At 38.9% G+C, this 25,855-nt stretch carries 22 protein-coding genes; 16 read left to right on the forward strand and 6 right to left on the reverse strand.

Annotation, left to right across the window (positions count from 1 at the left end):
* Positions 1-57 precede the first annotated feature (57 nt).
* Genes frr through lpxA form a run of 10 tightly spaced genes read left to right on the forward strand, consistent with a single transcriptional unit; the run spans position 58 to position 10,245 of the window.
* Positions 58-612, forward strand: a complete 555-nt coding sequence (gene frr / locus F991_RS09805) for a ribosome recycling factor (protein WP_004670967.1) — start codon at positions 58-60, stop codon at positions 610-612.
* 4 nt (positions 613-616) lie between these two features.
* Positions 617-1,366 (forward strand): polyprenyl diphosphate synthase, encoded by a 750-nt coding sequence (gene uppS / locus F991_RS09810; protein WP_004670968.1) that lies wholly within the window; start codon positions 617-619, stop codon positions 1,364-1,366.
* Positions 1,367-1,368: 2 nt separating this feature from the next.
* Positions 1,369-2,193, forward strand: a complete 825-nt coding sequence (locus F991_RS09815) for a phosphatidate cytidylyltransferase (RefSeq protein WP_004670969.1) — start codon at positions 1,369-1,371, stop codon at positions 2,191-2,193.
* Positions 2,194-3,390 carry a 1-deoxy-D-xylulose-5-phosphate reductoisomerase gene (gene ispC / locus F991_RS09820; protein ID WP_004670970.1) on the forward strand — a complete coding sequence of 399 codons (1,197 nt, stop codon included), beginning with the start codon at positions 2,194-2,196 and terminating at the stop codon, positions 3,388-3,390.
* A 5-nt stretch (positions 3,391-3,395) separates the two neighbouring features.
* On the forward strand, positions 3,396-4,751 hold the full coding sequence (rseP, locus tag F991_RS09825; protein ID WP_004670971.1) for an RIP metalloprotease RseP: 1,356 nt from the start codon (positions 3,396-3,398) through the stop codon (positions 4,749-4,751).
* Between the two features lie 35 nt (positions 4,752-4,786).
* Positions 4,787-7,360 carry an outer membrane protein assembly factor BamA gene (bamA, locus tag F991_RS09830; protein ID WP_004670972.1) on the forward strand — a complete coding sequence of 858 codons (2,574 nt, stop codon included), beginning with the start codon at positions 4,787-4,789 and terminating at the stop codon, positions 7,358-7,360.
* A 45-nt stretch (positions 7,361-7,405) separates the two neighbouring features.
* Positions 7,406-7,894, forward strand: coding sequence for an OmpH/Skp family outer membrane protein (locus F991_RS09835; RefSeq protein ID WP_004670973.1), 489 nt, complete (start codon positions 7,406-7,408; stop codon positions 7,892-7,894).
* A gap of 3 nt (positions 7,895-7,897) precedes the next feature.
* Entirely contained in the window at positions 7,898-8,968 is a 1,071-nt protein-coding gene (gene lpxD, locus F991_RS09840; RefSeq protein ID WP_004670974.1) for a UDP-3-O-(3-hydroxymyristoyl)glucosamine N-acyltransferase, read from the forward strand.
* Positions 8,969-8,974: 6 nt separating this feature from the next.
* Positions 8,975-9,460, forward strand: coding sequence for a 3-hydroxyacyl-ACP dehydratase FabZ (gene fabZ, locus F991_RS09845; RefSeq protein WP_004670975.1), 486 nt, complete (start codon positions 8,975-8,977; stop codon positions 9,458-9,460).
* On the forward strand, positions 9,457-10,245 hold the full coding sequence (gene lpxA, locus F991_RS09850) for an acyl-ACP--UDP-N-acetylglucosamine O-acyltransferase (RefSeq protein ID WP_004670976.1): 789 nt from the start codon (positions 9,457-9,459) through the stop codon (positions 10,243-10,245). Before fabZ ends, lpxA begins: the two co-directional genes overlap by 4 nt.
* A 57-nt stretch (positions 10,246-10,302) precedes the next feature.
* On the opposite strand, the gene F991_RS09855 is transcribed toward lpxA, so the two are convergent.
* Positions 10,303-11,235 (reverse strand): AraC family transcriptional regulator, encoded by a 933-nt coding sequence (locus F991_RS09855; RefSeq protein WP_004670977.1) that lies wholly within the window; start codon positions 11,233-11,235, stop codon positions 10,303-10,305.
* A gap of 198 nt (positions 11,236-11,433) precedes the next feature.
* Between F991_RS09855 and F991_RS09860 the strand changes: the two genes are divergently transcribed.
* A complete protein-coding gene (locus F991_RS09860; RefSeq protein ID WP_004670979.1) occupies positions 11,434-12,678 on the forward strand; it encodes an alkane 1-monooxygenase in 1,245 nt (414 codons plus the stop codon).
* Positions 12,679-12,834: 156 nt separating this feature from the next.
* The gene (gorA, locus tag F991_RS09865) at positions 12,835-14,187 is read left to right on the forward strand and encodes a glutathione-disulfide reductase (RefSeq protein ID WP_004670981.1); all 1,353 of its coding nucleotides are present in this window, start codon (positions 12,835-12,837) and stop codon (positions 14,185-14,187) included.
* 89 nt (positions 14,188-14,276) lie between these two features.
* Here the strand turns inward: gorA and F991_RS09870 are convergent, their stop codons facing one another.
* The 5 genes from F991_RS09870 to F991_RS09890 form a co-directional block, all read right to left on the reverse strand.
* The gene (locus F991_RS09870; protein WP_004670983.1) at positions 14,277-14,975 is read right to left on the reverse strand and encodes a hypothetical protein; all 699 of its coding nucleotides are present in this window, start codon (positions 14,973-14,975) and stop codon (positions 14,277-14,279) included.
* Between the two features lie 221 nt (positions 14,976-15,196).
* Positions 15,197-16,396: an acyl-CoA dehydrogenase family protein gene (locus tag F991_RS09875; RefSeq protein WP_004670985.1), complete on the reverse strand. Its 1,200-nt coding sequence runs from the start codon at positions 16,394-16,396 to the stop codon at positions 15,197-15,199.
* A gap of 22 nt (positions 16,397-16,418) precedes the next feature.
* Positions 16,419-17,705 carry an acyl-CoA dehydrogenase family protein gene (locus F991_RS09880; protein ID WP_171063475.1) on the reverse strand — a complete coding sequence of 429 codons (1,287 nt, stop codon included), beginning with the start codon at positions 17,703-17,705 and terminating at the stop codon, positions 16,419-16,421.
* 237 nt (positions 17,706-17,942) lie between these two features.
* Positions 17,943-19,316 (reverse strand): ABC1 kinase family protein, encoded by a 1,374-nt coding sequence (locus tag F991_RS09885; protein WP_004670989.1) that lies wholly within the window; start codon positions 19,314-19,316, stop codon positions 17,943-17,945.
* Between the two features lie 193 nt (positions 19,317-19,509).
* Positions 19,510-19,815 (reverse strand): hypothetical protein, encoded by a 306-nt coding sequence (locus F991_RS09890; protein ID WP_004670991.1) that lies wholly within the window; start codon positions 19,813-19,815, stop codon positions 19,510-19,512.
* A gap of 165 nt (positions 19,816-19,980) precedes the next feature.
* Between F991_RS09890 and ybaK the strand changes: the two genes are divergently transcribed.
* The 4 genes from ybaK (at position 19,981) to F991_RS09910 (ending at position 25,832) form a co-directional block, all read left to right on the forward strand.
* Positions 19,981-20,448, forward strand: coding sequence for a Cys-tRNA(Pro) deacylase (gene ybaK / locus F991_RS09895; RefSeq protein WP_004670993.1), 468 nt, complete (start codon positions 19,981-19,983; stop codon positions 20,446-20,448).
* 317 nt (positions 20,449-20,765) lie between these two features.
* A complete protein-coding gene (locus F991_RS09900) occupies positions 20,766-22,550 on the forward strand; it encodes an IucA/IucC family protein (RefSeq protein WP_004670995.1) in 1,785 nt (594 codons plus the stop codon).
* Complete coding sequence (locus F991_RS09905) at positions 22,543-24,024, forward strand: lysine N(6)-hydroxylase/L-ornithine N(5)-oxygenase family protein (RefSeq protein ID WP_004670997.1); 1,482 nt, start codon at positions 22,543-22,545, stop codon at positions 24,022-24,024. Before F991_RS09900 ends, F991_RS09905 begins: the two co-directional genes overlap by 8 nt.
* On the forward strand, positions 24,021-25,832 hold the full coding sequence (locus F991_RS09910; RefSeq protein ID WP_004670999.1) for an IucA/IucC family protein: 1,812 nt from the start codon (positions 24,021-24,023) through the stop codon (positions 25,830-25,832). Before F991_RS09905 ends, F991_RS09910 begins: the two co-directional genes overlap by 4 nt.
* The last annotated feature ends 23 nt before the right edge of the window (positions 25,833-25,855 follow it).

Here is a 25,855-nt window from a genome sequence, read left to right on the forward strand (position 1 = left end):
TCTTTATACTACGCATAATTTTCTTGTAATACCTATTGAATAAGTAAGGAAGATCATATGATTAACGATCTCAAAAAAGACAGCGAACAGCGTATGCAGAAAACCCTTGAATCTTTAGAGCAGGGGTTTGCAAAGGTTCGTACTGGACGTGCTCATCCATCTATTTTAAATGGTGTAATGGTTTCTTACTATGGTTCTGACGTGCCGCTTAACCAAGTTGCTAACGTAGGTGTAGAAGATTCGCGTACGCTAGTCGTTCAGCCATTTGAACGTACAATGGTTTCTGCAATTGATAAAGCGATTCGTGAAAGTGACTTGGGATTGAATCCAATCACTGCTGATTCTATTCGTGTTCCGTTACCAGCTTTGACTGAGGAAACACGCCGTGACATGCAAAAAGTAGCACGTACAGAAGCTGAGAATGCAAAAATCGCGATTCGTAACATTCGTCGTGATGTTTTGGGTGACATCAAATCATTATTGAAAGAAAAAGAAATTTCTGAAGATGATGATCGTCGTGCAGGTGATGATATCCAAAAAATTACAGATAAATATGTTGCAGAGGTTGATAAACGTCTTGCGGCAAAAGAAGCAGAATTGATGAAGGTCTAATTCTATGACCTTGCAAGAAGAACCGCTTCTTCCTCAACATGTTGCCATCATTATGGATGGCAACAATCGTTTTGCCAAAAAAAAGCAAATGCAAAAAGGTGATGGGCATCGCGAAGGCAAAAATGTCTTAGATCCTATCGTCGAACATTGTAAAAAAATGGGTGTTCGAGCGTTAACCGTTTTTGCATTTTCCAGTGAGAATTGGAATCGTCCCCAATACGAAGTTGATTTGCTCATGCAATTGCTTGAAGAAACCATTCATGAGCAGCTTCCGCGGATGGAAAAGTTCAACATTGCACTGCGTTTCATTGGGGATCGTTCTCGTTTGTCAAATGAGTTGCGTGATTTAATGCAAGTGGCAGAGCAGAAAACCGCAGCTTTTGATTCCATGACACTTTCTATCGCCGTAAGTTATGGTGGTATGTGGGATATGGCTCATGCTGCAAAATGTATTGCTGAGGATGCACTGGCTGGAAAACTTCAAACAGATCAGATAAATGTTGATTTATTTGATAAATATGTCAGTCTAAATGATCTACCTGCTGTCGATTTGTTGGTCCGTACTGGTGGTGACTATCGGTTGTCTAATTTCTTACTTTGGCAAGCAGCATACGCAGAATTGTATTTTACTGAGACTTTATGGCCAGAATTTACAATTAAAGAATTAGATCATGCGTTTCGCGTTTTTTCGGGACGTGAAAGACGTTTTGGTAAGACATCTGAACAGATTCAACAAGCGAAAATAGAGAATTAATAATGTTAGAGCGGATTATTACCGCATTGGTGTTAGTTGCTGTTGTTTTAAGTTGCATGTTTGCAACGCAATCACATTATCCAATGTTTATGCTTATGATTTTAGCTGCGGGGGTGGCAGGTTATGAGTGGTTTAAGCTTATGCCACGTACTGCGACCGCTGTGCCAAAACCTAAGGCTTGGTTGTATGGTGGTTGTGTAGCACTGGTATCGGCACTGGCATTGTTCTACGATGATGTGGCATTACTGCTTTGGGCTGCTTCTATTCTCACTTGGTTGGGAAGTATTTATTGGGTTAAAAACTTTCCTGAATCAGATGGTTGGTACAATCCATCATTATATATCATTGGCTTTATCTTAATTTCTGCTGCAGTCACTGCATTGTATGCCCTATGGTTTAGCTCGCCGTGGTGGCTGATGTATTTGTTCTTGCTGGTTTGGGGCGCGGACAGTGGTGCTTATTTTGTTGGACGTAAATTTGGTCAAAAGAAACTTGCACCTTTTGTAAGTCCAAACAAATCCCTAGAGGGATTGTATGGAGGTATTGCAACGACTGTGATTATTATGTTGGTTGTTCAGTATTTTTATTTAGATTTAACCACTGTACAGCTCGTCTTATTCTTAATACTCTCTATCATTACCGTGTTTGCCTCAGTATTGGGCGATTTGTTCGAGTCGATGATTAAACGCCGTGCTGGGATTAAAGATTCTGGTCGCGTACTCCCTGGACATGGTGGTGTGCTCGATCGAATAGATTCTTTGCTCGCAGCTGCCCCGATTTTTGCAACAGGGTTGTATATCTTAAAACTTATTGGTGTAGATCTATAAATGACACAAGCTGTTTGTATATTGGGTGCGACAGGTTCAATTGGACAAAGTACTTTAAAAGTATTAGCGCAGCACCCAGAGCAATACACTATATTTGCGGTTTCTGCTTATAGTCGTTTAGATGAGCTTTTAGAGATTTGTAGAAAATTTCATCCTAAAATTGTTGTGGTACCGAATGAAAAAGTCAGTGAACTGCAACAGCGTTTTAACCAAGAAAATTTAAAACAAATTGAAATTCTTTCGGATGAAACTGGCTTAATTGAGATTGCTGAACATCCTGACGTTGATATTGTCATGGCAGCGATCGTTGGTGCTGCTGGTTTATTGCCGACACTTGCCGCAGTTAAAGCGGGTAAACGTGTATTACTTGCTAATAAAGAAGCATTAGTGATGTCGGGTGACATTATGATGCAGGCTGCACGTGAGCATAATGCATTGCTATTACCCGTAGATTCTGAACATAATGCGATTTTTCAATCATTACCGCATGATTACTTAACCACTGAACGAACAGGGCAGCCACAGCTAGGCGTTTCTGGTATTTTGTTGACTGCCTCTGGTGGCCCATTTCTCAATCACACTTTAGAACAATTAAGTGCAGTAACACCACAACAAGCGTGCAAACATCCAAACTGGTCGATGGGACAAAAGATCTCAGTAGACTCAGCGACTTTGATGAATAAAGGTCTAGAACTGATCGAAGCATGCCATTTGTTTTCAATATCAGAACATTTTGTTACAGTTGTTGTGCATCCACAAAGTATCATTCATTCAATGGTTCAATATGTGGATGGTTCAACTTTGGCACAAATGGGTAACCCCGATATGTGTACGCCGATTGCACATGCATTGGCATGGCCAAAGCGTCTAAAAACACATGTTCCTGCATTGGATTTATTTGCGACAGCTCAGTTGGACTTTCAAGCACCTGATGAAGTTAAGTTTCCTGCTTTAAATCTAGCACGTCAGGCGATGAGAGCAGGTGGTTTAGCACCTACGATCTTGAATGCAGCAAATGAAATTGCAGTGGCTGCATTTTTACAAAACCGCATCGGTTTTACGCAAATTGCTCAAGTTGTCGAACAGAGTTTAGAAGCTGTACAAAATGCTAAAGCAGAAAATATAGACATCATTTTGCATACTGATATGATCGCTAGACGGATTGCAGAGAAAAACATTGTGGATATAGGAGGCTAAATCGTATGAATGCACTATTTATGATTGTTGCAGCGATTTTACTGCTTGGGCCTCTGATCGCAATTCATGAGTTTGGTCACTATTGGGTTGCACGCAAGCTTGGTGTAAAAGTTTTAGTTTATTCGATTGGTTTTGGTCCAACTTTACTGAAATGGCAATCTAAAAAATCTGGTATTCAATATCAGCTTTCTGCGCTGCCTTTAGGTGGTTACGTCAAGATGTTGGATGAGCGTGAGGGAAATGTCGCAGAAAAAGACCTTCCTTATACATTCAATCGACAGCCACCGTGGAAGCGTATTGCAATTGTTGCTGCGGGTCCTTTAATTAATCTCATTTTTGCAGTTTTTTTATTTTGGATTTTGTTCCTACCTGCACAAGAACAGTTGAATACGCGTATTGGTAAAATCATGCCAAATACACCTGCCGCTCAGGTCGATCTACAGGTCGGTGATAAAGTTCTAGCTGTGGATGGTCAAACGACGCCGACATGGGAAAAATTAAACTTTGCTTTAATTAACCGTGTGGGTGAATCTGGTCAAGTGTCGGTGCTGGTTGAGCGAGACGGTACTGAAAAACAATTTAACTTGTCGATCCAAAACTTTCTCAAAGATCAAAGTCAATCACCTTTAGACGCATTGGGTTTCCTGCCTTATCGTCCAATGATCCCTGCTGTCGTGAAAGAACTGACTGCTGATGGCACTGCGATTCGCCAAGGGATGAAAGAAGGCGATCAAATTGTGGCAATTAATGATGTTGCCATGAAAGACTGGTTTGATGTGGTGAGTGTGGTTCAAAAATCACCTGAAAAGTTATTGAATATTGATGTGATGCGACAAGGTGAGCTGGTACATTTACAGATGATACCCCGTGGTCAACGTGACAATATGGGCAATGTGACTGGTGTACTGGGAGTGAAGAGTGATGCAGGTCAAGTCACGATTCCGAATGACTATAAGCAAACCATTCAGTATTCACCTTTGCAGGCTTTTGGTGTCGCGGTTGATAAAACCGTACAGCTTTCAAGTATGATTTTTAACTCGATCGTCAAAATGGTACGTGGATTAATTGGGCTAGATAATTTGTCAGGACCAATCACCATTGCTAAAGTTGCAGGTCAAAGTGCAGAAATGGGATGGCAGACATTTATTTCCTTTATGGCACTGATGAGTGTGAGTTTAGGAATTTTGAACTTATTGCCGATTCCGATGCTTGATGGTGGACATTTGGTTTATTACTTTATTGAACTCATTCGTGGTAAACCTGTTTCCGAACAAATACAGATATTGGGTCTAAAAGTTGGTATGGTACTGCTCGGTAGCATGATGCTTTTGGCTTTATTTAACGACTTCATGCGTTTATAAAAAACGCAAATGGAATTTAACTTACTGGAAAATATATGGGCATGCGTCACACACATTTATTAATGCCTTTGGCACTGGTCAGTGCGATGGCAGTGGTACAACAAGCATACGCAGCAGATGAGTTTCTTGCACGAGATATACGAATTGATGGGCTAGTGCGTTTAACACCTGCAAGTATTTATTCGATGTTGCCAATAAATAGTGGTGATCGTGTCAATGATCCAATGATTGCTGAGGCTATTCGTAGTTTATATGCATCAGGTTTATTTGATGACATTAAAGTCTATAAAGAAAGCGATGTATTGGTGTTCAAAGTCGTCGAACGTCCAGTGATTTCCAAGTTGGAATTTAAAGGAAATAAACTTATTCCAAAAGAAGCTTTGGAACAAGGATTGAAGAAGATGGGAATCGCTGAGGGCGAAGTGTTCAAGAAGTCTGCGCTACAGATCATTGAAACTGAACTTGAACAACAGTATACCCAGCAAGGTCGTTATGATGCTGATGTGACAGTAGAAACAGTTGCACGACCAAACAACCGTGTTGAGTTGTTATTGAACTTCAACGAAGGAACAGCAGCTAAAGTATTCGATATTAATATCATTGGTAATACTGTATTTAGTGACAGCGATATCAAGCAAGCTTTCGCAGTAAAAGAAAGTGGCTGGGCTTCTGTTGTTACCCGTAATGACCGCTATGCACGTGAGAAAATGGCAGCAAGCTTAGAAGCTTTACGTGCGTTGTATCTCAACAAAGGTTATATCAATTTTAATATTATTAATTCACAACTGAATATCAGTGAAGATAAAAAGAATATCTTTATCGAAGTTTCTGTTGATGAAGGTAGTCAATTTAAGTTTGGCGAGACCAAATTCTTAGGTGATGCACTTTATAAGCCTGAAGAACTAAAAGCACTAAAACTATATAAAGATGGCGAAACCTATTCACAAGAAAGAGTGAATGCCGTTAAGCAACTATTACTGAGAAAGTATGGTAATGCTGGTTATTATTACGCTGAGGTAAATGTCGTACCTGAGATTAATAACCAAACTGGGTTGGTGAATCTGAATTACTATATCAATCCGGGGCAACAAGTTACGGTACGTCGTGTTAACTTCACAGGTAATAATAAGACCGCGGATGAGGTTTTACGTCGTGAAATGCGCCAAATGGAAGGTGCATTGGCAAGTAATGAAAAAATTGATTTATCAAAAATTCGTTTAGAGCGTACAGGCTTCTTTAAAACCGTTGATGTTAAGCCTGTTCGTGTACCAAACACACCTGACCAAGTTGATTTAAATGTCGCTGTTGAAGAGCAGCATTCGGGAACAACAACTTTGGCAGTTGGTTACTCTCAAAATGGTGGTGTGACTTTCCAAGCAGGTTTAAGTCAAACTAACTTTATGGGTACGGGAAACCGTGTTGCAGTCGATCTATCACGCTCTGAAACACAAGATTATTATAATCTCAGTGTGACTGATCCATATTTCACGATTGATGGTGTGAGTCGTGGTTATAATGTTTACTATCGTAAAACCAAGCTAAATAAAGACTTTAACGTCAATAACTACGTGACTGATAGTTTGGGCGGTAGTTTAAGCTTTGGTTATCCTATTGATGAAAATCAAAGTTTAAGTGCTTCGGTGGGTATTGATAAGACTAAAGTCAGAACGGGGCCAAACGTATCTACTTATATTCGTGACTATCTATTATCGAATGGTGGTAAAAAGACAGGTTCAAGTTCATTCTGTGAAGGTGAATATAAATCACAAAAAGAAATTGATATTGCCAAAGAGAAACCAATACCACCTAATCCACCAGAAGGATATGAATTACCCACTCATTGTGTGAATGAAAGTTTTGATGCTTTAAATTTAAAAGAATACGGTAATGCTTTTGAGGGTGAGTTCTTAACGTACACACTTAATTTGGGTTGGTCATATAATACGCTTAACCGACCAGTTTTCCCGACGTCAGGTATGTCGCATCGCGTTGGTTTAGAAGTCGGTCTTCCAGGTAGTGATGTTGACTATCAAAAACTAACTTATGATGCGCAAGCATTTAAATCATTACCAAAAGGTTTTGTACTTCGGGGATATGGTAAGTTAGGTTTTGGTAATGATCTACCATTCTATAAGAACTTTTATGCAGGTGGTTATGGCTCAGTTCGTGGCTATGACAACAGCTCTTTGGGTCCAAAATATCCAAGTGTTATTTTCCAAGAAACAGGTAGAAATGACCCAGATCCTGAAGAAGTGGGTGGTAATGCACTAGTCCAGTTTGGTACTGAACTCGCACTACCTGTGCCATTCAAAGGGGATTGGGCACGTCAAGTCAGACCTGTACTGTTTGCTGAAGGTGCACAAGTATTTGATACGAAATGTGATGTGCCTAAAGGTAACATTTCAGTAAATGGTAGCAATGTCGATATAAAACAATACTGTAAAGACAACTACAACTTTGATGCTGGAAATATGCGCTACAGTGTTGGTGCAGGTTTTACATGGATCACTATGATTGGACCGTTATCGCTGAGTTATGCTTACCCGCTTAATGACAAGAAGGGTGATGACACTAAATCAATCCAATTTGAAATTGGTCGTACATTCTAAGTACGACCTTGTTTAATTTTTGAAAAATATACAAAGGATGGAATCATGAAAACATTAACCGCTGTCATGTTCGGTTTAGGTTTAACGATATCTGCGATGAGTAATGCAGCAAGTATTGCTGTCGTCGATTTAGCAAAAGTTGTTGAAAGTAGTACCTATTTGAAACAGCAGAACGCCAGTCTCGGTCAATCGGTAAAACCGACATCGACCAAATTGGAACAGTTAGGCAAAGAAATCGAGAGTTTGCAACAAAGAGCGCAATCTGCAAATCAAGCTGATTTACAAAAACTTTCTGCACAATATCAAGCAAAAGTAAATGAGTTCAATACGACTCAACAAGGTTTACAGACTAAAGTTCAGTCAAGTTTGCAAACCATGAATACGACTTTTGAAAATCGTGTTAAGCAAGCAGCCGAACAACTGCGTAAAGAAAACAATTTAGACTTTATTATGAATAAAAATTCTACGATTGCCTCTGACGCTAAGTATGATTTAACTGATAAAATGATTCAAAAGGTTAATGCAATGAAATAATCAATGAATAGAAGCCGTTATCGTTTAGAAGAACTTGCTCACCTTGTAAAAGGTGAGTTTTTTGGTGAAAAAGACTTTCAAATTTCTAATTTGGCAAGTTTAGAGCTGGCTCAGAACCAGCATATTAGTTTTGTGAATGGTGAAAAATATTTAGCCCAAGCAGAAGCAAGTCATGCAGGTGTTTATATCGTCACGGAAACATTGAAGCAGCAACTTCCACAAAAGAAAAATTTTATCGTTGTTGATAACCCTTATTTAGCATTTGCAGTTCTCACGCATATATTTGAAGCAAAAATCCTCCAGCGTGGTATTGAAAGCACGGCTCAAATTCATCCCTCAGCAATCATTGCCGATGATGTTTATATTGGACATTATGTGATCATTGGCGAAAACTGTGTGGTTGGAGCAAATACAATTATTCAAGCCCATTCATTTATTGATGACGGTGTTGAGATCGGCAAAGATTGCTTTATTGATGCTCATGTCACCATTACGGGACAAGCGACATTAAAAGACCGTGTTCGGATCCATGCAAATACTGCGATCGGGACAGAAGGCTTTGGTTTTGCACCTTATGAAGGGAAATGGCATCGAATTGCTCAACTTGGTTCAGTTCAGATCGGTAATGACGTGCGTATTGGCTCAAATTGTAGTATTGATCGAGGTGCTTTGGATGACACGATTTTGAAAGATGGTGTCATTATTGATAACCTTGTGCAAATCGCTCACAATGTACATATTGGTGAAAATACAGCAATTGCAGCGAAATGTGGAATCGCTGGCAGTACGAAAATTGGCAAAAACTGTATTCTAGGTGGAGCCTGTGGGGTGGTTGGGCATCTTGAAATCACGGATAATGTGACACTTACAGCAATGTCAATGGTCACAAAAAATATTTATGAAGCTGGAACGTATTCTTCTGGTGTTGGACTTTTTGAAAATAGTCATTGGAAAAAGACCATTGTGCGGTTAAGACAATTAGCAGATGTGCCATTGACCCAAATCACGAAAAGACTCGATCATATGCAAGCTCAATTAGAGTCCCTTGAATCAACCCTTAAGTTACGTAAATAATTTATTATGACCGAATCTACATTACCAACATTTACAATGCCTGAATTGCCAATGGATATTTTGACCATTCGCGAATATTTACCTCATCGCTATCCTTTTTTATTAGTTGATCGTGTGACTGAAGTGACTGAAAACAGCATTGTCGGTTATAAGAATGTGTCTATTAATGAAGAGTTTCTTCAAGGACATTTTCCCACTTATCCGATTATGCCTGGTGTATTGATCATTGAAGCTTTAGCACAGGTCTCTGGTATATTAGGTTTTGTATTAACAAATCAAAAGCCAAAAGCGGGTTCGTTGTTCTTATTTGCTGGTGCAGAAAAAATAAGATTTAAGAAACAGGTTGTTGCTGGTGACCAGCTTATCTTAAAATCTGAACTTGTTATGCAAAAACGCGGCATTTACAAGTACAATTGTACTGCAAGCGTTGACGGTATTATCGCTGCAACGGCAGAGATTATTATTTCACACCAAAAAATTGAGCAGGCATGAGTAGTCAAAATTTAATACATCCTACAGCTATTATCGATCCATCTGCAGTAATCGCATCAGATGTGCAGATTGGACCGTATTGTATTGTAGGCCCAAATGTAAGTATTGACACGGGGACAAAATTACACTCACATGTAGTGATTGGTGGTTTTACGCGGATTGGTAAAAATAATGATATTTTCCAATTCTCTAGTGTTGGGGAAATTTGCCAAGATTTGAAATATCAAGGTGAAGAAACGTGGTTGGAAATTGGCGACCACAATATTATCCGTGAGCATTGTACCTTGCATAGAGGTACAGTTCAGGATAAAGGCATTACCAAGATTGGTAGTCATAACCTCTTTATGGTGAATACCCATATCGCACATGATTGTGTGATTGGGAATCACAATATTTTTGCCAATAATGTCGGCGTTGCAGGCCATGTACATGTTGGTGATCATATTATTGTCGGTGGTAATGCTGGTATTCATCAATTTTGCCGTATTGATTCATATAGTATGATTGGTGGTGCTGCATTGATTCTCAAAGATGTTCCTGCCTATGTGATGGCATCAGGAAACCCAGCGCATGCATATGGTATGAACATTGAAGGTATGCGACGTAAAGGCTGGTCAAGAGATACCATTCAAGGCTTAAGAGCTGCCTATAAACTGATTTATAAGTCTGGCCTCACCTCTGAGCAGGCTATTGAACAGATTCGTAATGAAGTACTGGTGAATACACCAGAAGCGCAACTATTTATTGACTCTTTAGAAAAATCAACGCGCGGTATTGTGCGTTAATTGATTCAGTGCGGTTAATAGATAAGAAAAAAGACACTGAGGTGTCTTTTTTGCATTTTAGTCGTCGTCCTCAATGAATTGTTGTCGATATTGTTTAGGTGATACTTCAAAGGTTCTTTTAAACGCTTGACTAAAGGCAGTTTCCGATGAATATCCGACTTTATTTGCAATTTGTTGAATCGAATAACTGCTTTTTCGTAGATATTGGCTGGCTAAACGCATCCGATGTTGTTGTAAATAGGCTAGCGGTGATTCGCCGATAACTTCATGGAATAAACTGGCAAACTTTGAGCGTGACATACAGCATTGTTCTGCCAATAATTCGACTGTCCAAGCATCTTCGGGATGGTTGTGAATTGCAGCTAAGCTATTACTGAGTTCAGGATGGTTGAGTGCACTGAGCCAGCCGTGTTGAGTTGATATTTGTTGGATATGATCACGTATACATTTGATCAATAAAATATTCACCAAGTGGTCAATGATAATGTCTCGACCTGCCTGAATATTCTGAGTTTCCAATGCTAGGAAATGCAATCCTATTTGTAACCATTCAGGTGCGGTCGCATCTCCTTGTTGCAGATGAATCAATAACGGAAGTGCTTGAACAAAAGGGCGTGCCATGATGGTATCAATTTGGCAACGGATCGTTAAAATTAGATTTTTATTCGAAGATTCTGTACCAAACTCTAAGGCATCTTCTTTGTGACCATCGAAGAATTTTGAAATATCAATCGCATCAACGAGCTTGGTAATCGCATTGTCTGCACCAATATGCGCTTTCCCAGAAGGAATAATCACAATTTCCCCAGCATGAGCAGTCAAACTGTTCTGAGCATCAATTTGAATATAAACCGAACCAACCAAAACAATATGCACAATCAAAGCGCTTTGATCTTGGCAAAAAAAACTCCATTCTCCCTGAGTTTTCAAGTAGATATATTCAGTGTGGTTTAAATGAATATCAGCAAAAATTTTACTTAGGGCATCCATATGATTTTTACATGATGTAGTTATTCTTAAATTATAGAGTGCTATGGAGATAACTCAATATCTGTTTATGTGCTTAAAGGACAAAAACAGGGGGGAAAATGCCAAAGACGCTGAAATAGGTTTTTTGGACGCTTGCAACTGTAATCTGCTACATTTTCCTAGAAAATATAAGTATATAGAAAAGATATGGAAAAGATGATGAATGCGCCAGTAAATGTTGAGCATGAACTTACGCCAGTAAGCATTCCAAAATCAAAAATGGAGTTGGACCGTAAACGTTATTTATGGGCAATTAGTCCAGCTTTACCTGTAATCGGTATTGGTATTTTAGCTGGTTACCAATTTGCACCTCGTCCATTGAAGAAAATCTTTGCATTGGGTGGGCCGATTGTTTTACATATTGTCATTCCAACAATTGATACAATCATTGGTAAAGATGCCAATAATCCATCTGAAGAAGATATTAAGCTTTTAGAGAAAGATCCATACTATTCGCGTTTAGTCAAAAGCTTTATTCCGTTACAGTATGCAGCGAATTTTTATGCATGTTATTTAACAAGTCGAAAAGAAACATCATTCATTGATAAAATTTTCCTTGGTATTTCAATGGGTGCGATTAATGGTATTGCGATTAATACCGCACATGAACTCAGCCATAAACATGATCGCATTGACCATATTTTGTCACATTTGGCACTTGTTCCAACAGGGTACAATCATTTCCGTATAGAACATCCTTATGGCCACCATAAACGTGCGGCGACACCAGAAGATCCAGCATCTTCACAAATGGGTGAGACATTTTATGAGTTTTGGCCACGTACAGTCTTCGGTTCTTTTAAGTCAGCAATCGAGATCGAGACCAATCGTTTAAAACGTAAAGGCTTAGAATTCTGGTCTAAAGATAATGAATTACTTCAAGGTTGGGGAATGAGTGCAGCATTCCACGGCTCGATGATTGGTTTATTTGGTAAGGGTGTAATTCCTTATTTAGCAACTCAGGCATTCTATGGCATTACTTTGTTCGAGATTATTAATTATATCGAACACTATGGTTTGAAGCGTCAGAAAAATGCAGATGGGAAATATCAACGCACGATGCCAGAACATAGCTGGAACAATAATAATATTGTGACCAATTTGTTCTTGTATCAGTTACAGCGTCACTCAGACCATCATGCTTATCCAACTCGTCCATTCCAAGCATTACGTCATTTTGATGAAGCACCAGAGTTGCCAAGTGGCTATGCAAGCATGTTACTTCCTGCATTGATTCCACCACTTTGGTTCAAAATGATGGATAAGCGTGTATTTGATCATTACAAAGGTGATTTAAACAAAGCCAATATCTATCCAAAACGTCGTGCTAAAATTTTGAAAAAATTTGGTGTGGCTGACCAGTCTTTAGAACACGCATCCGTTGAAGTTGCTGTTACAGACTAATTTTTAAGCTTCCAAAACAAAAAACACTGATCAGCAATGATCGGTGTTTTTTTATTTTCTTGTATTAAAAAAATAAAAAAGGGCTGTTTTTAGATCCTGTTGCTGTATACCTATCCATAACGTAAAACTAAAAAATCCTGATATTAAGAGGCTGAAATGACAAAACATTATGATTATATTGTGATCGGTGGCGGTAGTGGTGGTATTGCATCGGTGAATCGAGCAGCGATGTACGGTAAAAAATGCGCCTTAATTGAAAGGAGCGAAATTGGTGGAACTTGTGTCAATGTTGGTTGCGTACCTAAAAAAGTCATGTGGTATGCAGCACAAGTCGCTGAAACCATCCAAAAATACGGGCCTGATTATGGCTTCAATAGCAAACTAGAGTCTTTTGATTGGCAGATCTTGATTAAGAATAGACAAGCTTATATTGAGCGGATTCATCAGTCTTATCAAAATAGCCTAAGTAATAATAACGTTGATATGATTCATGGTGCTGCAACTTTTATTGATAAAAATACCATTGAAGTCAATACTGAACGCTATACTGCAGAGCATATTTTGATTGCCACAGGGACTCAACCTGCTTTACCTAAACTGGATGGCGTTGAATATGGCATCGATTCAAATGGTTTTTTTGAGTTAACAGCTTTGCCTAAAAGAACAGCTGTTGTAGGTTCTGGCTATATCGCAGTTGAGCTTGCAGGCGTTCTGAATGCCTTAGGCTCAAAGGTGGAATTGTTTATTCGTAAGGATTTACCTGTACGTCGTTTTGATCGATTCATCAGTGAAACTTTGCTTGAGGTGATGCAAACAGATGGAATCATGGTACATACGCAGGCAGTGCCTAAGCGTGTCACAAAGAATCAAGATGGTTCAGTTATTTTACATCTGGAAAATGAAGAACAACATACTGTCGATTGTCTGATTTGGGCAACAGGGCGTAAACCAGATACATCAAATTTAAATCTAGATAAAGCCAATATTCAGCTCGATGAAAGGGGTTATATCAAAGTCGATAAATTTCAAAATACGACTCAAGCTGGTATCTATGCAGTTGGGGATATTACTGGGAAAATGGAGCTAACACCTGTTGCAGTAGCAGCAGGTCGTCGCTTATCTGAAAGACTGTTTAACGATAAGCCTGATGAATATTTGGACTATGACAATATTCCAACCGTGGTGTTTAGCCATCCACCGATTGGCACAGTTGGAATCACTGAAGCTGAAGCAATTGAAAAATATGGTAAAGATTCAGTGAAAGTTTATGACTCATCTTTTACTGCGATGTTTAGTGCGATTACCCAGCATCGACAGCCAACTAAAATGAAATTGGTTTGTGTTGGTGAAGAAGAGAAGATTGTTGGGATCCATGGGATTGGTTTGGGGATGGATGAAATCTTGCAGGGCTTTGCAGTCGCATTGAAAATGGGTGCAACTAAACAAGATTTTGATAATACTGTTGCAATTCATCCAACTTCGGCCGAAGAATTTGTGACGATGCGGTAGGGTAAGACTCAGTTTAATTTACCTTATCATCGTAAATTAAACTGAATTCCTATGTGGAAATATTTCTCAGGAACTACAAGAGAGAATAATTATTTTTTTAAGATGTGCAACTCTTCATGTTCCATTGCCATAAATGGTAAAATTTTACTTGATGTTAGCCAAGAGATTCCAAACGCGACAAGTCCAAAAAATTCACACCAGTACACTAGTCTAGGATTTAGAATGATGGGATTAGGTAAATATTGAATTAACATATCTAGTATTAGTATCAACATTGATAAGACAATTGTAATTCCTGAGATAAGATATATATAAGATCTTCGTTTTGCCATGATATTTCCATCTCGTAGAAATTTTGTTTTTGCCCTTTGGTAAAAAATTTGACAGAATCTAGCTAAAATGAGAAACATAACAATCGCAGATATAATATGCATAATTCCAAAAACTATTTGATTATATTCATTAATATTCTTGCATACATTACCCATTACCTCACATTTACAAGGGAATAATGCGACTCCAAGTGCTGAAACTGCTGCAATTTTACTAATGAGAGCTTCTTTTTGAGGTTCTTGACCGTTGTAAGCGAATAGGAAAGAAGCTATTGCGAATAGACAACCTACGAATATATTACGCACTAATCCATCATGATGATAAGATTCACTAATAGATTGGATTTCTCCATGCGTTAAAAAACTTGTTAAACTTGCCAGAAATAATGCAATTAACCCCACAATCAGTTTAAGGGTGCGAGAATCTATTTCATCTTGTGTATAATCTACTTTCATTTTTTTAGCCTATGTTTTTAATATCTTTCATCTAATTTTTATTTTTATAATATAGAATATAATTTATATTCCTGTCTAATGTGAAATGGACTGTTGGAAATGAAATTAAAGGGTGGAGGCGAATTTTATTCATCTATTAATTTATGCTTGTTACTTAGATAATAAATAAAAAAGAAAAGACTCGAAAGCCTTTTCTAATGCAATATTTTTACAGATTTCGATTACTTCAATTCGCTCGAAGTTTTACCTAACTCACGACGAGCAATAATGAGTTGCTGAATTTGTTGCGTACCTTCAAAAATATCAAGAATTTTTGAATCGCGCGCCCATTTTTCTAACAACTCATCTTCACCATAACCAAGGCTTGCAGCAAGTTCGACACACTTCAGGGTGATTTCATTGCCCACACGTCCTGCTTTTGCTTTGGCGATCGAGGCTTCTTTGGAGTTTGGTTTCTTGTTATCCGCCATCCATGTTGCTTTGATCATTAGCAAACGTGCAGCTTCCCACTCAGCTTCCATACGATAAATTTGGGCAGCTAAGTTTGAAGTTTGGAGATAGGGTGTTTTATAGTCAGGATCAAGTTGATCTTTGAATATCTCTTTGATTCGCTCTAATGAAGCTTTAGCGCAACCAATCGCCATTGCAGCGACTAGCGGTCGAGTGTTGTCAAAGGTTTCCATTACCCCAGCAAAACCTTTAGCGACATCAATTTCAGGATTGCCCAGTAAATTGGCAGCAGGAACACGACAGTCGATGAAACTAATCACAGCGGTATCCGATGCTTTGATCCCCAACTTATGCTCTAGACGCTCTACCTTCATTCCTGCAGTACCTTTTGGTACAACAAAGGATTTAATCGCAGCGCGACCAAGTTTTTTGTCTAAAGTCGCCCAAACGACAACCGAGTCAGCACGTTCACCAGAGGTAACGAAGATTTTCTCACCATTGAGGATATAGTCATCGCCATCTTTAGTCGCTGTGGTACGAATAGCAGCAGAGTCGGATCCACAACCCGGCTCCGTAATGGCCATCGCTGCCCAAGTATTTTTGAAGCGTTCAAGTTGTTCATCATTGGCGACCGCAGCGATGGCAGAGTTACCTAAACCTTGGCGCGGCATACTGAGCAATAAACCCGTATCACCATAGCACATCTCAATGATACCAAGTGCAGTCGACATGTTATTGCCATTCTTATTGCCTGTTTCAGCGGCACCACGTTGTCCAACAGCCGCACCCGCATTGATGCCTTCACCACCTTCATTCATACCATCGACTAAAGAGGCTAGCATATCCAACTCTTTTGGATAGGCGTGTTCAGCTTTATCATACTTGCGAGAAATCGGGCGCAATACATTCAACGCGACTTCATGTGCTTGATCGACCATCATTTTGAATTTTTTAGGATTTTGTAAGTTCATCGTATTATCCTCAGGTGATCAGTTAAGCATGTAAGCCAGAATGTAAAATTGCAGTTGCGCGTAAGTCTCGATACCAACGTTCAACAGGATGCTCTTTGGTAAAACCGTGCCCGCCTAGAATTTGTACGCCATCTGTACCAATTTTCATTGATTTTTCAGCACAGAGTAAACGAGCTAAATATGCTTCACGATGGAAGGGTTGTCCAGCCTCTGCCAAACTCGCTGCGTTTAGCACCAACATACGCATGGCATCAATTTCAATCGCCATATCGGCAATGATAAATGCAACACTTTGACGATGAGAGATTGGCTCACCAAATGCGGTACGTTCATTGGCATATTTGATACAGTATTCCTTGATCGCTTCACATGTACCAACAGCCATTGCACACCACATGAGATTGCCCAGGTCGACAAATGCAGTGTAGTCAAAATCTGCATCACCTAAAGGTAAAGCAGGGGTGTTATTAAATCGTAATGTTGCGGTTTCGGCTGCTTTTAATCCCATAGCTGGATTGGCTTTAATCGAAATACTGTCATCGCACTGCACGACAAAGATATTTGCTTCTCCATCGAACTCGGCACTCACCAAGAAAACATCGGCAGTATCACCAAGCACAACTAAAGTTTTTTCACCATTAATGAGGATTTGACCATTTGATTCTGTCGCTGTGGTTTTCAATTGGAATGGATTAAATGCAGGTGTTGCTTCTTGAACTGCAAAAGTTGCGGTCACGTCAGTATCTTCAGCAAAGCACGGGAGATACATCGACTGGACTTGAGTTGAACCCCAACGGGTAATGGCATTAATGACGCTGAATGTACTCAGTAAGCCTGCAGTTAAACTAAAATCACCCTTTGCTAAGCTTTCTGCAATGAGAATATTGCTGACGATATTTTGTTCGGCTGCAACACCGCCTAATGCTTCAGGTAGAGCATAGTAGTTTAAGCCTAAGTCTACTAAATGTTGCCAGAGTTGTTCTGGAAACTGCGCATTGTGATCGGCATCATGAGCAAGTATATACAACACTTCTTGTGCAAATTGTGACATTGCATCCGCAGTCATTTGCTGTTCTTCAGTTAAACTGAGATCAAATAAATTTTTGTTAATTTGATTGGGTAAACGTTGTTTATCAATAGGTTGTGCTTTAAAGGCTTTCTGCGTTTTTGTAAGTACTTTAAAACCAGTTTTTGAACCTTGATATAATGATTTTTCTACAAATTTTCGTAATTTGAGTTGATCAAGCACATCGCTTCCTGCAAGTTTTGTGATCAAAGATAGCCCGATACCTTGAGCTTTATTCATCATATTCGACATGATTTTATCCTAGAGGATGATTGTGATTTTATGCTGACATGTTCGAGTAAGAAAGACTATGTCTTCTTTGACTTGTTGATTTGATATAGATAAAGGGTAGTTTGCAAGATGTTTAAATAATATCTAATTGTTTTTTAATAAAAAAATGAAATCACCAAAAAATAAATCTAAAAAAAATTGACCAAACTGACAAATCAGATTGGTCAAAATGACTTTTATGAGGAGGGGTTATGCAAACTGACGAATCATTTTACGTACATTGGTTTTTGCTTCAATCACAGTCATAAATGTATAAGCACCAATAAACTTGCGGCTAATAAACATAAATTCTTTTGGTGGCACCGAGAAGTAACGTGAAGCCATGGATTGTGCTGCTTGTTGCATAACGCGGCTATGAAGCTGACTTTTTTTCCAATCATAACGATCTTGATCATCCATAATGCCTGCTGGCATATTTGGATTGTTGCTTGGACAGCTAAATGCTTCAGTTGCAACCAAAAACACATCTGCCATACCTGGTTTAATGCTTTCAGGCATCGCATCAAAAAATTCATAACCTGTCATGGCTTTTACCATTGCCGCTTTGTCGTGCTCATAACCTGCTTGAATCAAGTTACGTGCCACAGAGAGTAAATTGTCATCAAATTGGCGAATTGCACCAAAATCAAGTAAAACGATTTTATCTCTTACATCATCTCCATTGCCTAGGCGAACCAAATAATTACCAAAGTTTGGATCGGTCTGCATTTCACCCCATTCAAACAGTTCACGTACAGCAATTTCTAAAGAAGCTTCGCCCAATTGGTTTCTACGTTCTTGAGGTAGAGAGAGCATAACAGGACTGTTAATCGGCACACCACGCTCGAAAGTCATACAGAGCACTTTTTCAGCACAGAACTCATTTACAATTTGAGGAACGATGTAGCGAGGGTCTTCTTTTAAACGTGCGGCAAAGCGGCGAGTTGTGGCTGCTTCGATGCCGTAATCCACTTCACGATGCATCATTTCACGAACTTCATCAAACCATTGATCAAATTCACGTGTTTGCGGCACCATGCGAGTGAGTTTCAACATGTTTTTGAACAGATTCATATCTGAGTCAATCGCTTCAGCAACACCCGGATATTGAATCTTTAAAACCAATTCTAAACCATCGGATTTACGTGTAGCGCGATGTACTTGTGCTAGTGAAGCTGTTCCGATCGGCTCATGATCAATGGTTAGATCGTCTAATCTCGAACCTAATTGTGCTTGCAAATGCACTTTAATCGCAGGCCAAGCTAACGCTACAGTTTGATTGTTGAGCGTATTTAATGCTTGTGTGATTTCTTCAGGTAAAAAATGTTCGCCATATAAAGCCATCATTTGTCCAATCTTGACGATCGACCCTTTGAGCTTACCGATTTCTGCGACGAGGTAATTGGCTTGATCACTCATGGCTTTTTTACGTTTTTTTTCTTTTTCTTCCTCATTGGAAAACATAGAAGTCGCGTTAGCTGTTGCCCAACGTGTGCCAGCGAGTAAAGAAGCTTTTGCGATCGATAAGCGACGATCCACAGACGAGGTTTTCAGGTTCTTAAGCTTATCGTTCTGATCGGACATGAAAGAAAAATCCTATGCTGAAATCGAAGGGAGTGAAGCCGAGAGCTAAATTGTAGTGGATATTACAGCTTTTAAACGTATTAAAATAGTTCAATCGTTTGAATTATCAGTCTAAATTTGTGAAACAGATCAATGGTTCAAAATAGCCTAAGTAATTTGCTAACCTTTTGAATCACATTGATATACAAATGTCCTAAATTTTAAACTGAATCTTCAATGTTGATTTCTGCATCAGAGCTTCACGATTTGAATGAATATGCTTAATCAACATTTGTTTTACAAAGTTGTGATGGAAACCAAGCGCATGCGCTTTAACGATAATGATGCTAGGCAAGGTGAAAAAGAAGTACTTAGTGTCTTCTAACGTTGCATTCTGAAAAATACCTTCCTCAATCAAAGTATCTTTTAGAAATTGCTTTTCAGCTTGTACAGCAGTGGATGATTCATCTTCCCAGTAATTATGGCGCATTGCCATTAAATTGTTATGTTTGTAGCTCATGAGTTGCTGTACCGAATCATTTACATTTAAGAAATATATGAGGATGACATGCAATTTATCAAGAATAGTTTTATGTCTAAAATAGCCTAAGTAAATTTAATCTCGTTTATTAAAATGCTACACTATTACCACTTTTAAAAATCAAATGAAGAACATAGATCTACCATGACACCTGCATGTAAGTTATTGGAAAAAAATAAAATAGCATTTTCAGTTCACGAATATGAGCATGATGCTAATGCCAAAAGTTTTGGTTTAGAAGCAGCCGAAAAGTTAAATTTGAATGTGGAAGAAGTGTTTAAAACACTCATGGTAACAGATGGGAAAAATTATTTTGTGGCGCTATTGCCTGTAAATCATCAATTGAACCTCAAAAAAGTTGCTGCCGCAGTGGGCTGTAAAAAGCTACAAATGGCAAATCCAAAAGATGCTGAACGTTTAACTGGTTATTTGGTTGGAGGAATTAGCCCATTAGGGCAGAAGAAACGATTAAAAACAGTGATTGATGCAACGGCGAAAGCTTTTAACAAGATATATGTAAGTGGTGGGAAGAGAGGATTGGACATAGGACTTGCTCCACACGACTTAGCACAAATACTTAGCGCTGCTTTTTTGGATGTTTTGGATGTTTAATATGTGAAAAGTATATTAATTCGGCATATTTTCAAATTTTTTTATATCTATAAAAACAATTGATGTTAGAGAGCTGATCATATTATCTAATAATAACGATTGTTCTTCTTTGTATCTTTTTAAAGCAGATTTCCCATAAAAACATTTTAAATCAACAGATTAAGAATAATTCTTTATTTTAATTATTAAATTGAAATTATAAATGATAATTATTATCATTAATATAATCTTAACCATAAGACTTTATGCTAAGGTTTGTTTAGAGCTCAAAACATTTCGAAAAAAAATTTACTCTCTTCATAAGAGGATACCGACAGATGCAATCACTTGCTAATCGGTTGGCGATACAACATTTCGTCAACGCATATACGCAAGAAACTGGCAAAGGTCACTTGCTAAATCAAAATCAGCAAAATTCGCAACAACTAGCGTTTAGCCAAGGTTTGACGCTGTTATCGTTACCGATACATTCGATACATGCACAATGTTATTTCCCTTTATCTTATGTCAGTCGAGTCGGACGACATCGTTTAGCCGATCTTCCACAGATTATTATTCATGGACAAATTAAAACCTTAAGCCCAGTCTCGATCGTGGGGCTTTTACTTGAAGAGCTGGTTTTTGAATCGTCTATTCTCTTAGATGCCTCGTCTTTAGTCGAGAAATGGATTCAAAGTCGTGATGCGCTACAACAGTTTTTACAAAATCGTGAACATGAATTTGATGATTTAATAAAAGCAGGGCAAAGCTTTATTGAAACAGAGCAAGCTTTGATTTTGGGGCATAGTATGCATCCTGCGCCAAAAAGTAGAACGGGCTTTGTTCACGAGGATTGGCTGAAGTTTTCTCCTGAAAATAAAGGCCTGACGCAGATGTATTATTGGTTAGTTCATCAGGACTATATTGCTGAAGGTAGTGCAACAGATGAGTGTATTTCTAGTCAATTAAAAAAAGCGTTACAGTGGTATTTGTCTGAAGCGGATCTAAGTCTCCTAAGAACACACACGGAATATAAATTACTGCCTTTACATCCGTGGCAAGCACGTTATTTACAAAGCAAACCGTGGTTTGAACGTTTAAAGCAAACAGGGCAATTGCTTGATCTTGGATTACGCGGTTGGCAATTTTCTCCTACGACATCGATTCGAACTTTAGCAAGTTTCAATGCACCGTGGATGATGAAGCCGTCACTTTCGGTGATGATCACCAATTCTATTCGTGTGAATTTAGCCAAAGAATGTCATCGTGGCGAACTTACACATCGTTTATGGCACAGCGAATTTGGTCAAAATATTCTAAAGCAGTGCCCAAGCTTGAAAGCCGTCAATGACCCAGCTTGGATTGCGTTGAAAATTGATGAAGAAGTGGTAAATGAAAGTATTTGTATCTTCAGAGACCAGCCATTTCATCCACAACAGCAAGTCACCTGTATTGCATCTTTATGTCAGGATCATCCGAGTAAACCGTTAAACCGATTTAATGCACTGTTTGCAAAAATAGCCAAAGTAAATCATGAAACAAATTATTCAGACATTGCCTTGGATTGGTTCAATCGTTTCCTTGAGGTTAGTTTGCAACCCTTGATGTATGTCTATCATCGTCATGGTATGGCATTTGAATCGCATCAACAAAATGTGTTACTTGAATTAGAGAACCATTTCCCAAAAACTTTGTGGTTACGTGACAATCAAGGTTTCTATTATATCGAAGAGTTTGCCACTGAAATTTTAGCAGCCCTCCCTGAACTCAAAGAAAAAGCCTTTGCGGTAGGTCCTAAAGATTTTGTGGACGAACGCTTTAGTTATTATTTCTTTGGTAATACCTTATTTGGCATTATCAATGCGATTGGAGCAACAGGCTATATCAGTGAAGATATCCTGCTCGAATATTTAAAAGTATTCTTACAAGAGCAGTTGCTGAAATATCCAGATAGCACTTTATTACAAGGTTTATTGTTCAATGACACCTTGCCATATAAGGGGAATTTACTGACGCGGTTGCATGAGCTAGATGAGTTGATTTCACCCGTCGAAAATCAATCTGTTTATGTACAACTGCCAAATCCGCTGTGTATCTCACAGAAGGATGTCAGTTATGCTTGATTTTATTGGAATAGGTTTAGGGCCATTTAATTTAAGTCTTGCTAGCTTGCTACAAAACAAAAGCGCATTAAATTATGTGTTTTTCGAGCAAAAGGCTCAGTTTGATTGGCATGCAGGAATGCAGTTACCCAATACGGTATTGCAAGTGCCGTTTATGGCAGATTTGGTGTCAATGGTTGATCCAACCAACCCATTTAGTTTCTTAAATTATCTACGTCATCAGCAACGTTTATATAAGTTCTATTTTTTAGAGCAGCCACATATCCCTCGTTGTGAGTATAACCATTATTGCCGATGGGTTGCTGAGCAACTCGATTGTATCGAATATCAATCGCGGGTTTTAAAGATTGAGCCTCAAACAATTGGTTTTAAAGTGGTTGTGGAATCACAAGGTGTTCAACAAAGTTATTTATGCCGTCATTTAGTAATCGGTAGCGGTAATGTGCCTTACCTACCTGAATGTTTGGCTAAAGTTCAGCAACAGCAACCTAAACAATGTCTGCATTCAGCTCAGTATATGACACACGCTGATGCGGATTTACACGGCGATGTAGTGGTACTTGGTTCTGGACAGTCTGCGGCTGAGGTGTTTATTGATCTGTTTGATGAACAACAGGATAAATCACGTCATCAATTTGATTTGCATTGGTTTACGCGTTCTCAAGGTTTCTTCCCAATGGAATATGCGCCATTAGGTTTAGAACACTTTAGTCCAGACTATGCACAGCATTTTTACGAATTGCCAGTACAGCAAAAAGATCAGCAATTGCAGCAGCAGGCTTTGTTGTACAAGGGCATCAGCGCAAAAACGATTCGGGAAATTTATCAAAAGCTTTATCACCGCACAATTGCAGGGCAGCGTTTACAAACGCATTTGCATAGCCAATGTGAGTTGAAAGACGCAGAAGTGTTGGATACGCAAAAAATTCGTTTGTATTTCCAACACCGTGCCACACCACAGGCTTTCCATCTCGATTGTGATTTCTTGGTCGCAGCAACAGGCTATTTCACACCAGACTTTGAGTTTATGCAATTGCTGAAGCCATATATTGAATTTGACCATAAACAGCGCTGGAAAATCACTGAGGACTATCGTGTTGTTCATCATCTGAATGGAAATATTTTTGTCCAAAATCAGGAAATGCATAGTCATGGTGTTGGGACGCCTGATTTAGGGCTTGGTGCATACCGCGCAGCAACAATTATCAATCAATTGCTTGGCGAGCAACTCTATGATCTAGGTCAGCAAGAGCAAACTTTCCAACATTTTAATCTCTCCCAAAACCCTAAAATTTGTTTAGCAGATGAAAACGTACGTTCAGATGATTGCCTCGGTGAAAAAGTGAGTAGCAAAAACCATTTGATTTTAAAGAAAACAGAACAGGGCGTGTTGATAGCACATTCAAGCAGCCGTTGTTCCAATACACGTACTCAAACTACTTCTGCGCATCCAACGTACGAGAAACTGATATGAACTTTGCAACGTTAAAAATTAATCAGCAGCAATGGCGTGCCGCAGGACAGCGTCTTATTGAAATGGCAATTGCAGAGTTTCTCTATGAAGAAATTATTGAAGTGAACGCTTCAACTGCTGGACATTACCAGTTAGATCTAGGCGATCATCACTATGAGTTTCAAGGTCATCCATATTTGCTTGGGCATTGGAATATTTTGGAAGGTTCTGTACGTGATCTAAGTCATGATCAGGATCAACCTGCTTGGAATCTGCATGAATTTATTGTTGCTATGGCTGACAGTTCCAATGTAAAGCCATTTACCAAAGCGTATTTGATTAAAGAAATGAACAATACTTGGTTGGCAGAAGCGCATTTATTTGATGTGAATCGCTTGGCAAGCCATGCGGTTTTGACTGAACCACATTATAAAGTTGAAGGCATGTTACGTGGTCATCCTTGGCTGATTATGAGTAAAGGACGTATGGGTTTTGGTTATGATGATTATCTTTCATCAGCGCCAGAACTTTCACCTGAAATGAAAGTGCTCTGGTTAGCAGTCCATCGTGATTTAGCTGAATATCGCAGTACTCAAGAATGGAACGCATGTGATTTGTACCAACACGAATTTGATACAAATGAACTGCAACAGTTCCAAAGTATTCTACAAACGAAAAACCTAAACCCACAAGATTACTTTTTGATTCCAGTCCATGCTTGGCAATGGCATCAATGGCTTGTTCCAACTTATGCCAATGAAATCGTGGATCAGAAAATTATTGAGCTGAGCATCAGTCAAGATAGCTATGTGCCGATGCAGTCAATTCGCACGCTTTGCAATACATCAAACCTACAACGTCATTACATTAAGATGCCTGTCAGTATTTTTAATACAGCAGTTTATCGCGGATTACCATCGAAACGTAATCTTGCTGCTCCAGCAGTGACGGCATGGTTAAAACAAATCCATCAACAGGATCAAGATCTACAGAAAACAGGTGTCATTTTTTTAGGTGAAGTTGCGACTTTAACCATACATCAGCCCTGTTTTGATCGAATAGAAGGTGCGCCTTATCAATTTAAAGAGTTATTTGGTTGCTTATGGCGCGAAAGTGTAGATCGCTATGTTGATCCATCTCAACAAGTGCTTTCTCAAGCTGCTTTATTACATCGAGATATTTCAGGGCAGTCCATTCTAAGTGTGTTGATTCAAGCTTCAGGTCTCAATCCGTTGCAATGGTTAGCGCAATTTGCACAAGTTTGTCTTAGCCCGTTGTTACTTTGTTTGTACCGCTACGGTTTGGCATTCTCACCCCATGGGGAAAACACCATGCTGGTACATGAAAATGGTGTACCAAAAGCATTGGTCTTAAAAGACTTTATTGATGATATTAATTTGGTCGATGAGGATTTCCCAGAGTTGGCTCAATTGCCATCTGAAGCTGATTTGTTATTACGTCATGAAGCCTCTGATTTGAGTCACTTTATTTTCACTGGTCTATTCATGGTGCATTACCGTTATATCTGTAATGTGTTCTTGCAAGATTATCCTGAATATTCAGAGCTGGATTTTTGGCAAACGATTTCTAATACGATTGTTGAATTTCACCATCAACATCCAGAACTGGCAGAGCGTGCTGAAAAGTTTGCCATGTTACGCCCAACCTACACCAAAATTTGTCTAAACCGTGTGCGTTTATTTACCACAAGTTATAACGATGAAGCAGAACGTCCTGTGCCTGTTTTCCTTGATCCAATCGCGAATCCTGTTAGTCCTAGCACCTTAGCTGACTGGTCAGTCCAGAATGTTAATACTAAGGCAGGTTAAGCATTTGTAAACAATTTTTGAAT

It is taken from the genome of Acinetobacter sp. CIP-A165 (assembly GCF_000367985.1).
In the GTDB taxonomy this organism is placed as follows: domain Bacteria; phylum Pseudomonadota; class Gammaproteobacteria; order Pseudomonadales; family Moraxellaceae; genus Acinetobacter.

What these genes read in the sequence shown, in the direction of transcription:
- frr (WP_004670967.1), top strand. Translation starts at nt 58, where the DNA reads ATGATTAACGATCTCAAAAAAGACAGCGAACAGCGTATGCAGAAAACC.
- uppS (WP_004670968.1), top strand. Translation starts at nt 617, where the DNA reads ATGACCTTGCAAGAAGAACCGCTTCTTCCTCAACATGTTGCCATCATT.
- F991_RS09815 (WP_004670969.1), top strand. Translation starts at nt 1,369, where the DNA reads ATGTTAGAGCGGATTATTACCGCATTGGTGTTAGTTGCTGTTGTTTTA.
- ispC (WP_004670970.1), top strand. Translation starts at nt 2,194, where the DNA reads ATGACACAAGCTGTTTGTATATTGGGTGCGACAGGTTCAATTGGACAA.
- rseP (WP_004670971.1), top strand. Translation starts at nt 3,396, where the DNA reads ATGAATGCACTATTTATGATTGTTGCAGCGATTTTACTGCTTGGGCCT.
- bamA (WP_004670972.1), top strand. Translation starts at nt 4,787, where the DNA reads ATGGGCATGCGTCACACACATTTATTAATGCCTTTGGCACTGGTCAGT.
- F991_RS09835 (WP_004670973.1), top strand. Translation starts at nt 7,406, where the DNA reads ATGAAAACATTAACCGCTGTCATGTTCGGTTTAGGTTTAACGATATCT.
- lpxD (WP_004670974.1), top strand. Translation starts at nt 7,898, where the DNA reads ATGAATAGAAGCCGTTATCGTTTAGAAGAACTTGCTCACCTTGTAAAA.
- fabZ (WP_004670975.1), top strand. Translation starts at nt 8,975, where the DNA reads ATGACCGAATCTACATTACCAACATTTACAATGCCTGAATTGCCAATG.
- lpxA (WP_004670976.1), top strand. Translation starts at nt 9,457, where the DNA reads ATGAGTAGTCAAAATTTAATACATCCTACAGCTATTATCGATCCATCT.
- F991_RS09855 (WP_004670977.1), bottom strand. Translation starts at nt 11,235, where the DNA reads ATGGATGCCCTAAGTAAAATTTTTGCTGATATTCATTTAAACCACACT.
- F991_RS09860 (WP_004670979.1), top strand. Translation starts at nt 11,434, where the DNA reads ATGAATGCGCCAGTAAATGTTGAGCATGAACTTACGCCAGTAAGCATT.
- gorA (WP_004670981.1), top strand. Translation starts at nt 12,835, where the DNA reads ATGACAAAACATTATGATTATATTGTGATCGGTGGCGGTAGTGGTGGT.
- F991_RS09870 (WP_004670983.1), bottom strand. Translation starts at nt 14,975, where the DNA reads ATGAAAGTAGATTATACACAAGATGAAATAGATTCTCGCACCCTTAAA.
- F991_RS09875 (WP_004670985.1), bottom strand. Translation starts at nt 16,396, where the DNA reads ATGAACTTACAAAATCCTAAAAAATTCAAAATGATGGTCGATCAAGCA.
- F991_RS09880 (WP_171063475.1), bottom strand. Translation starts at nt 17,705, where the DNA reads ATGATGAATAAAGCTCAAGGTATCGGGCTATCTTTGATCACAAAACTT.
- F991_RS09885 (WP_004670989.1), bottom strand. Translation starts at nt 19,316, where the DNA reads ATGTCCGATCAGAACGATAAGCTTAAGAACCTGAAAACCTCGTCTGTG.
- F991_RS09890 (WP_004670991.1), bottom strand. Translation starts at nt 19,815, where the DNA reads ATGAGCTACAAACATAACAATTTAATGGCAATGCGCCATAATTACTGG.
- ybaK (WP_004670993.1), top strand. Translation starts at nt 19,981, where the DNA reads ATGACACCTGCATGTAAGTTATTGGAAAAAAATAAAATAGCATTTTCA.
- F991_RS09900 (WP_004670995.1), top strand. Translation starts at nt 20,766, where the DNA reads ATGCAATCACTTGCTAATCGGTTGGCGATACAACATTTCGTCAACGCA.
- F991_RS09905 (WP_004670997.1), top strand. Translation starts at nt 22,543, where the DNA reads ATGCTTGATTTTATTGGAATAGGTTTAGGGCCATTTAATTTAAGTCTT.
- F991_RS09910 (WP_004670999.1), top strand. Translation starts at nt 24,021, where the DNA reads ATGAACTTTGCAACGTTAAAAATTAATCAGCAGCAATGGCGTGCCGCA.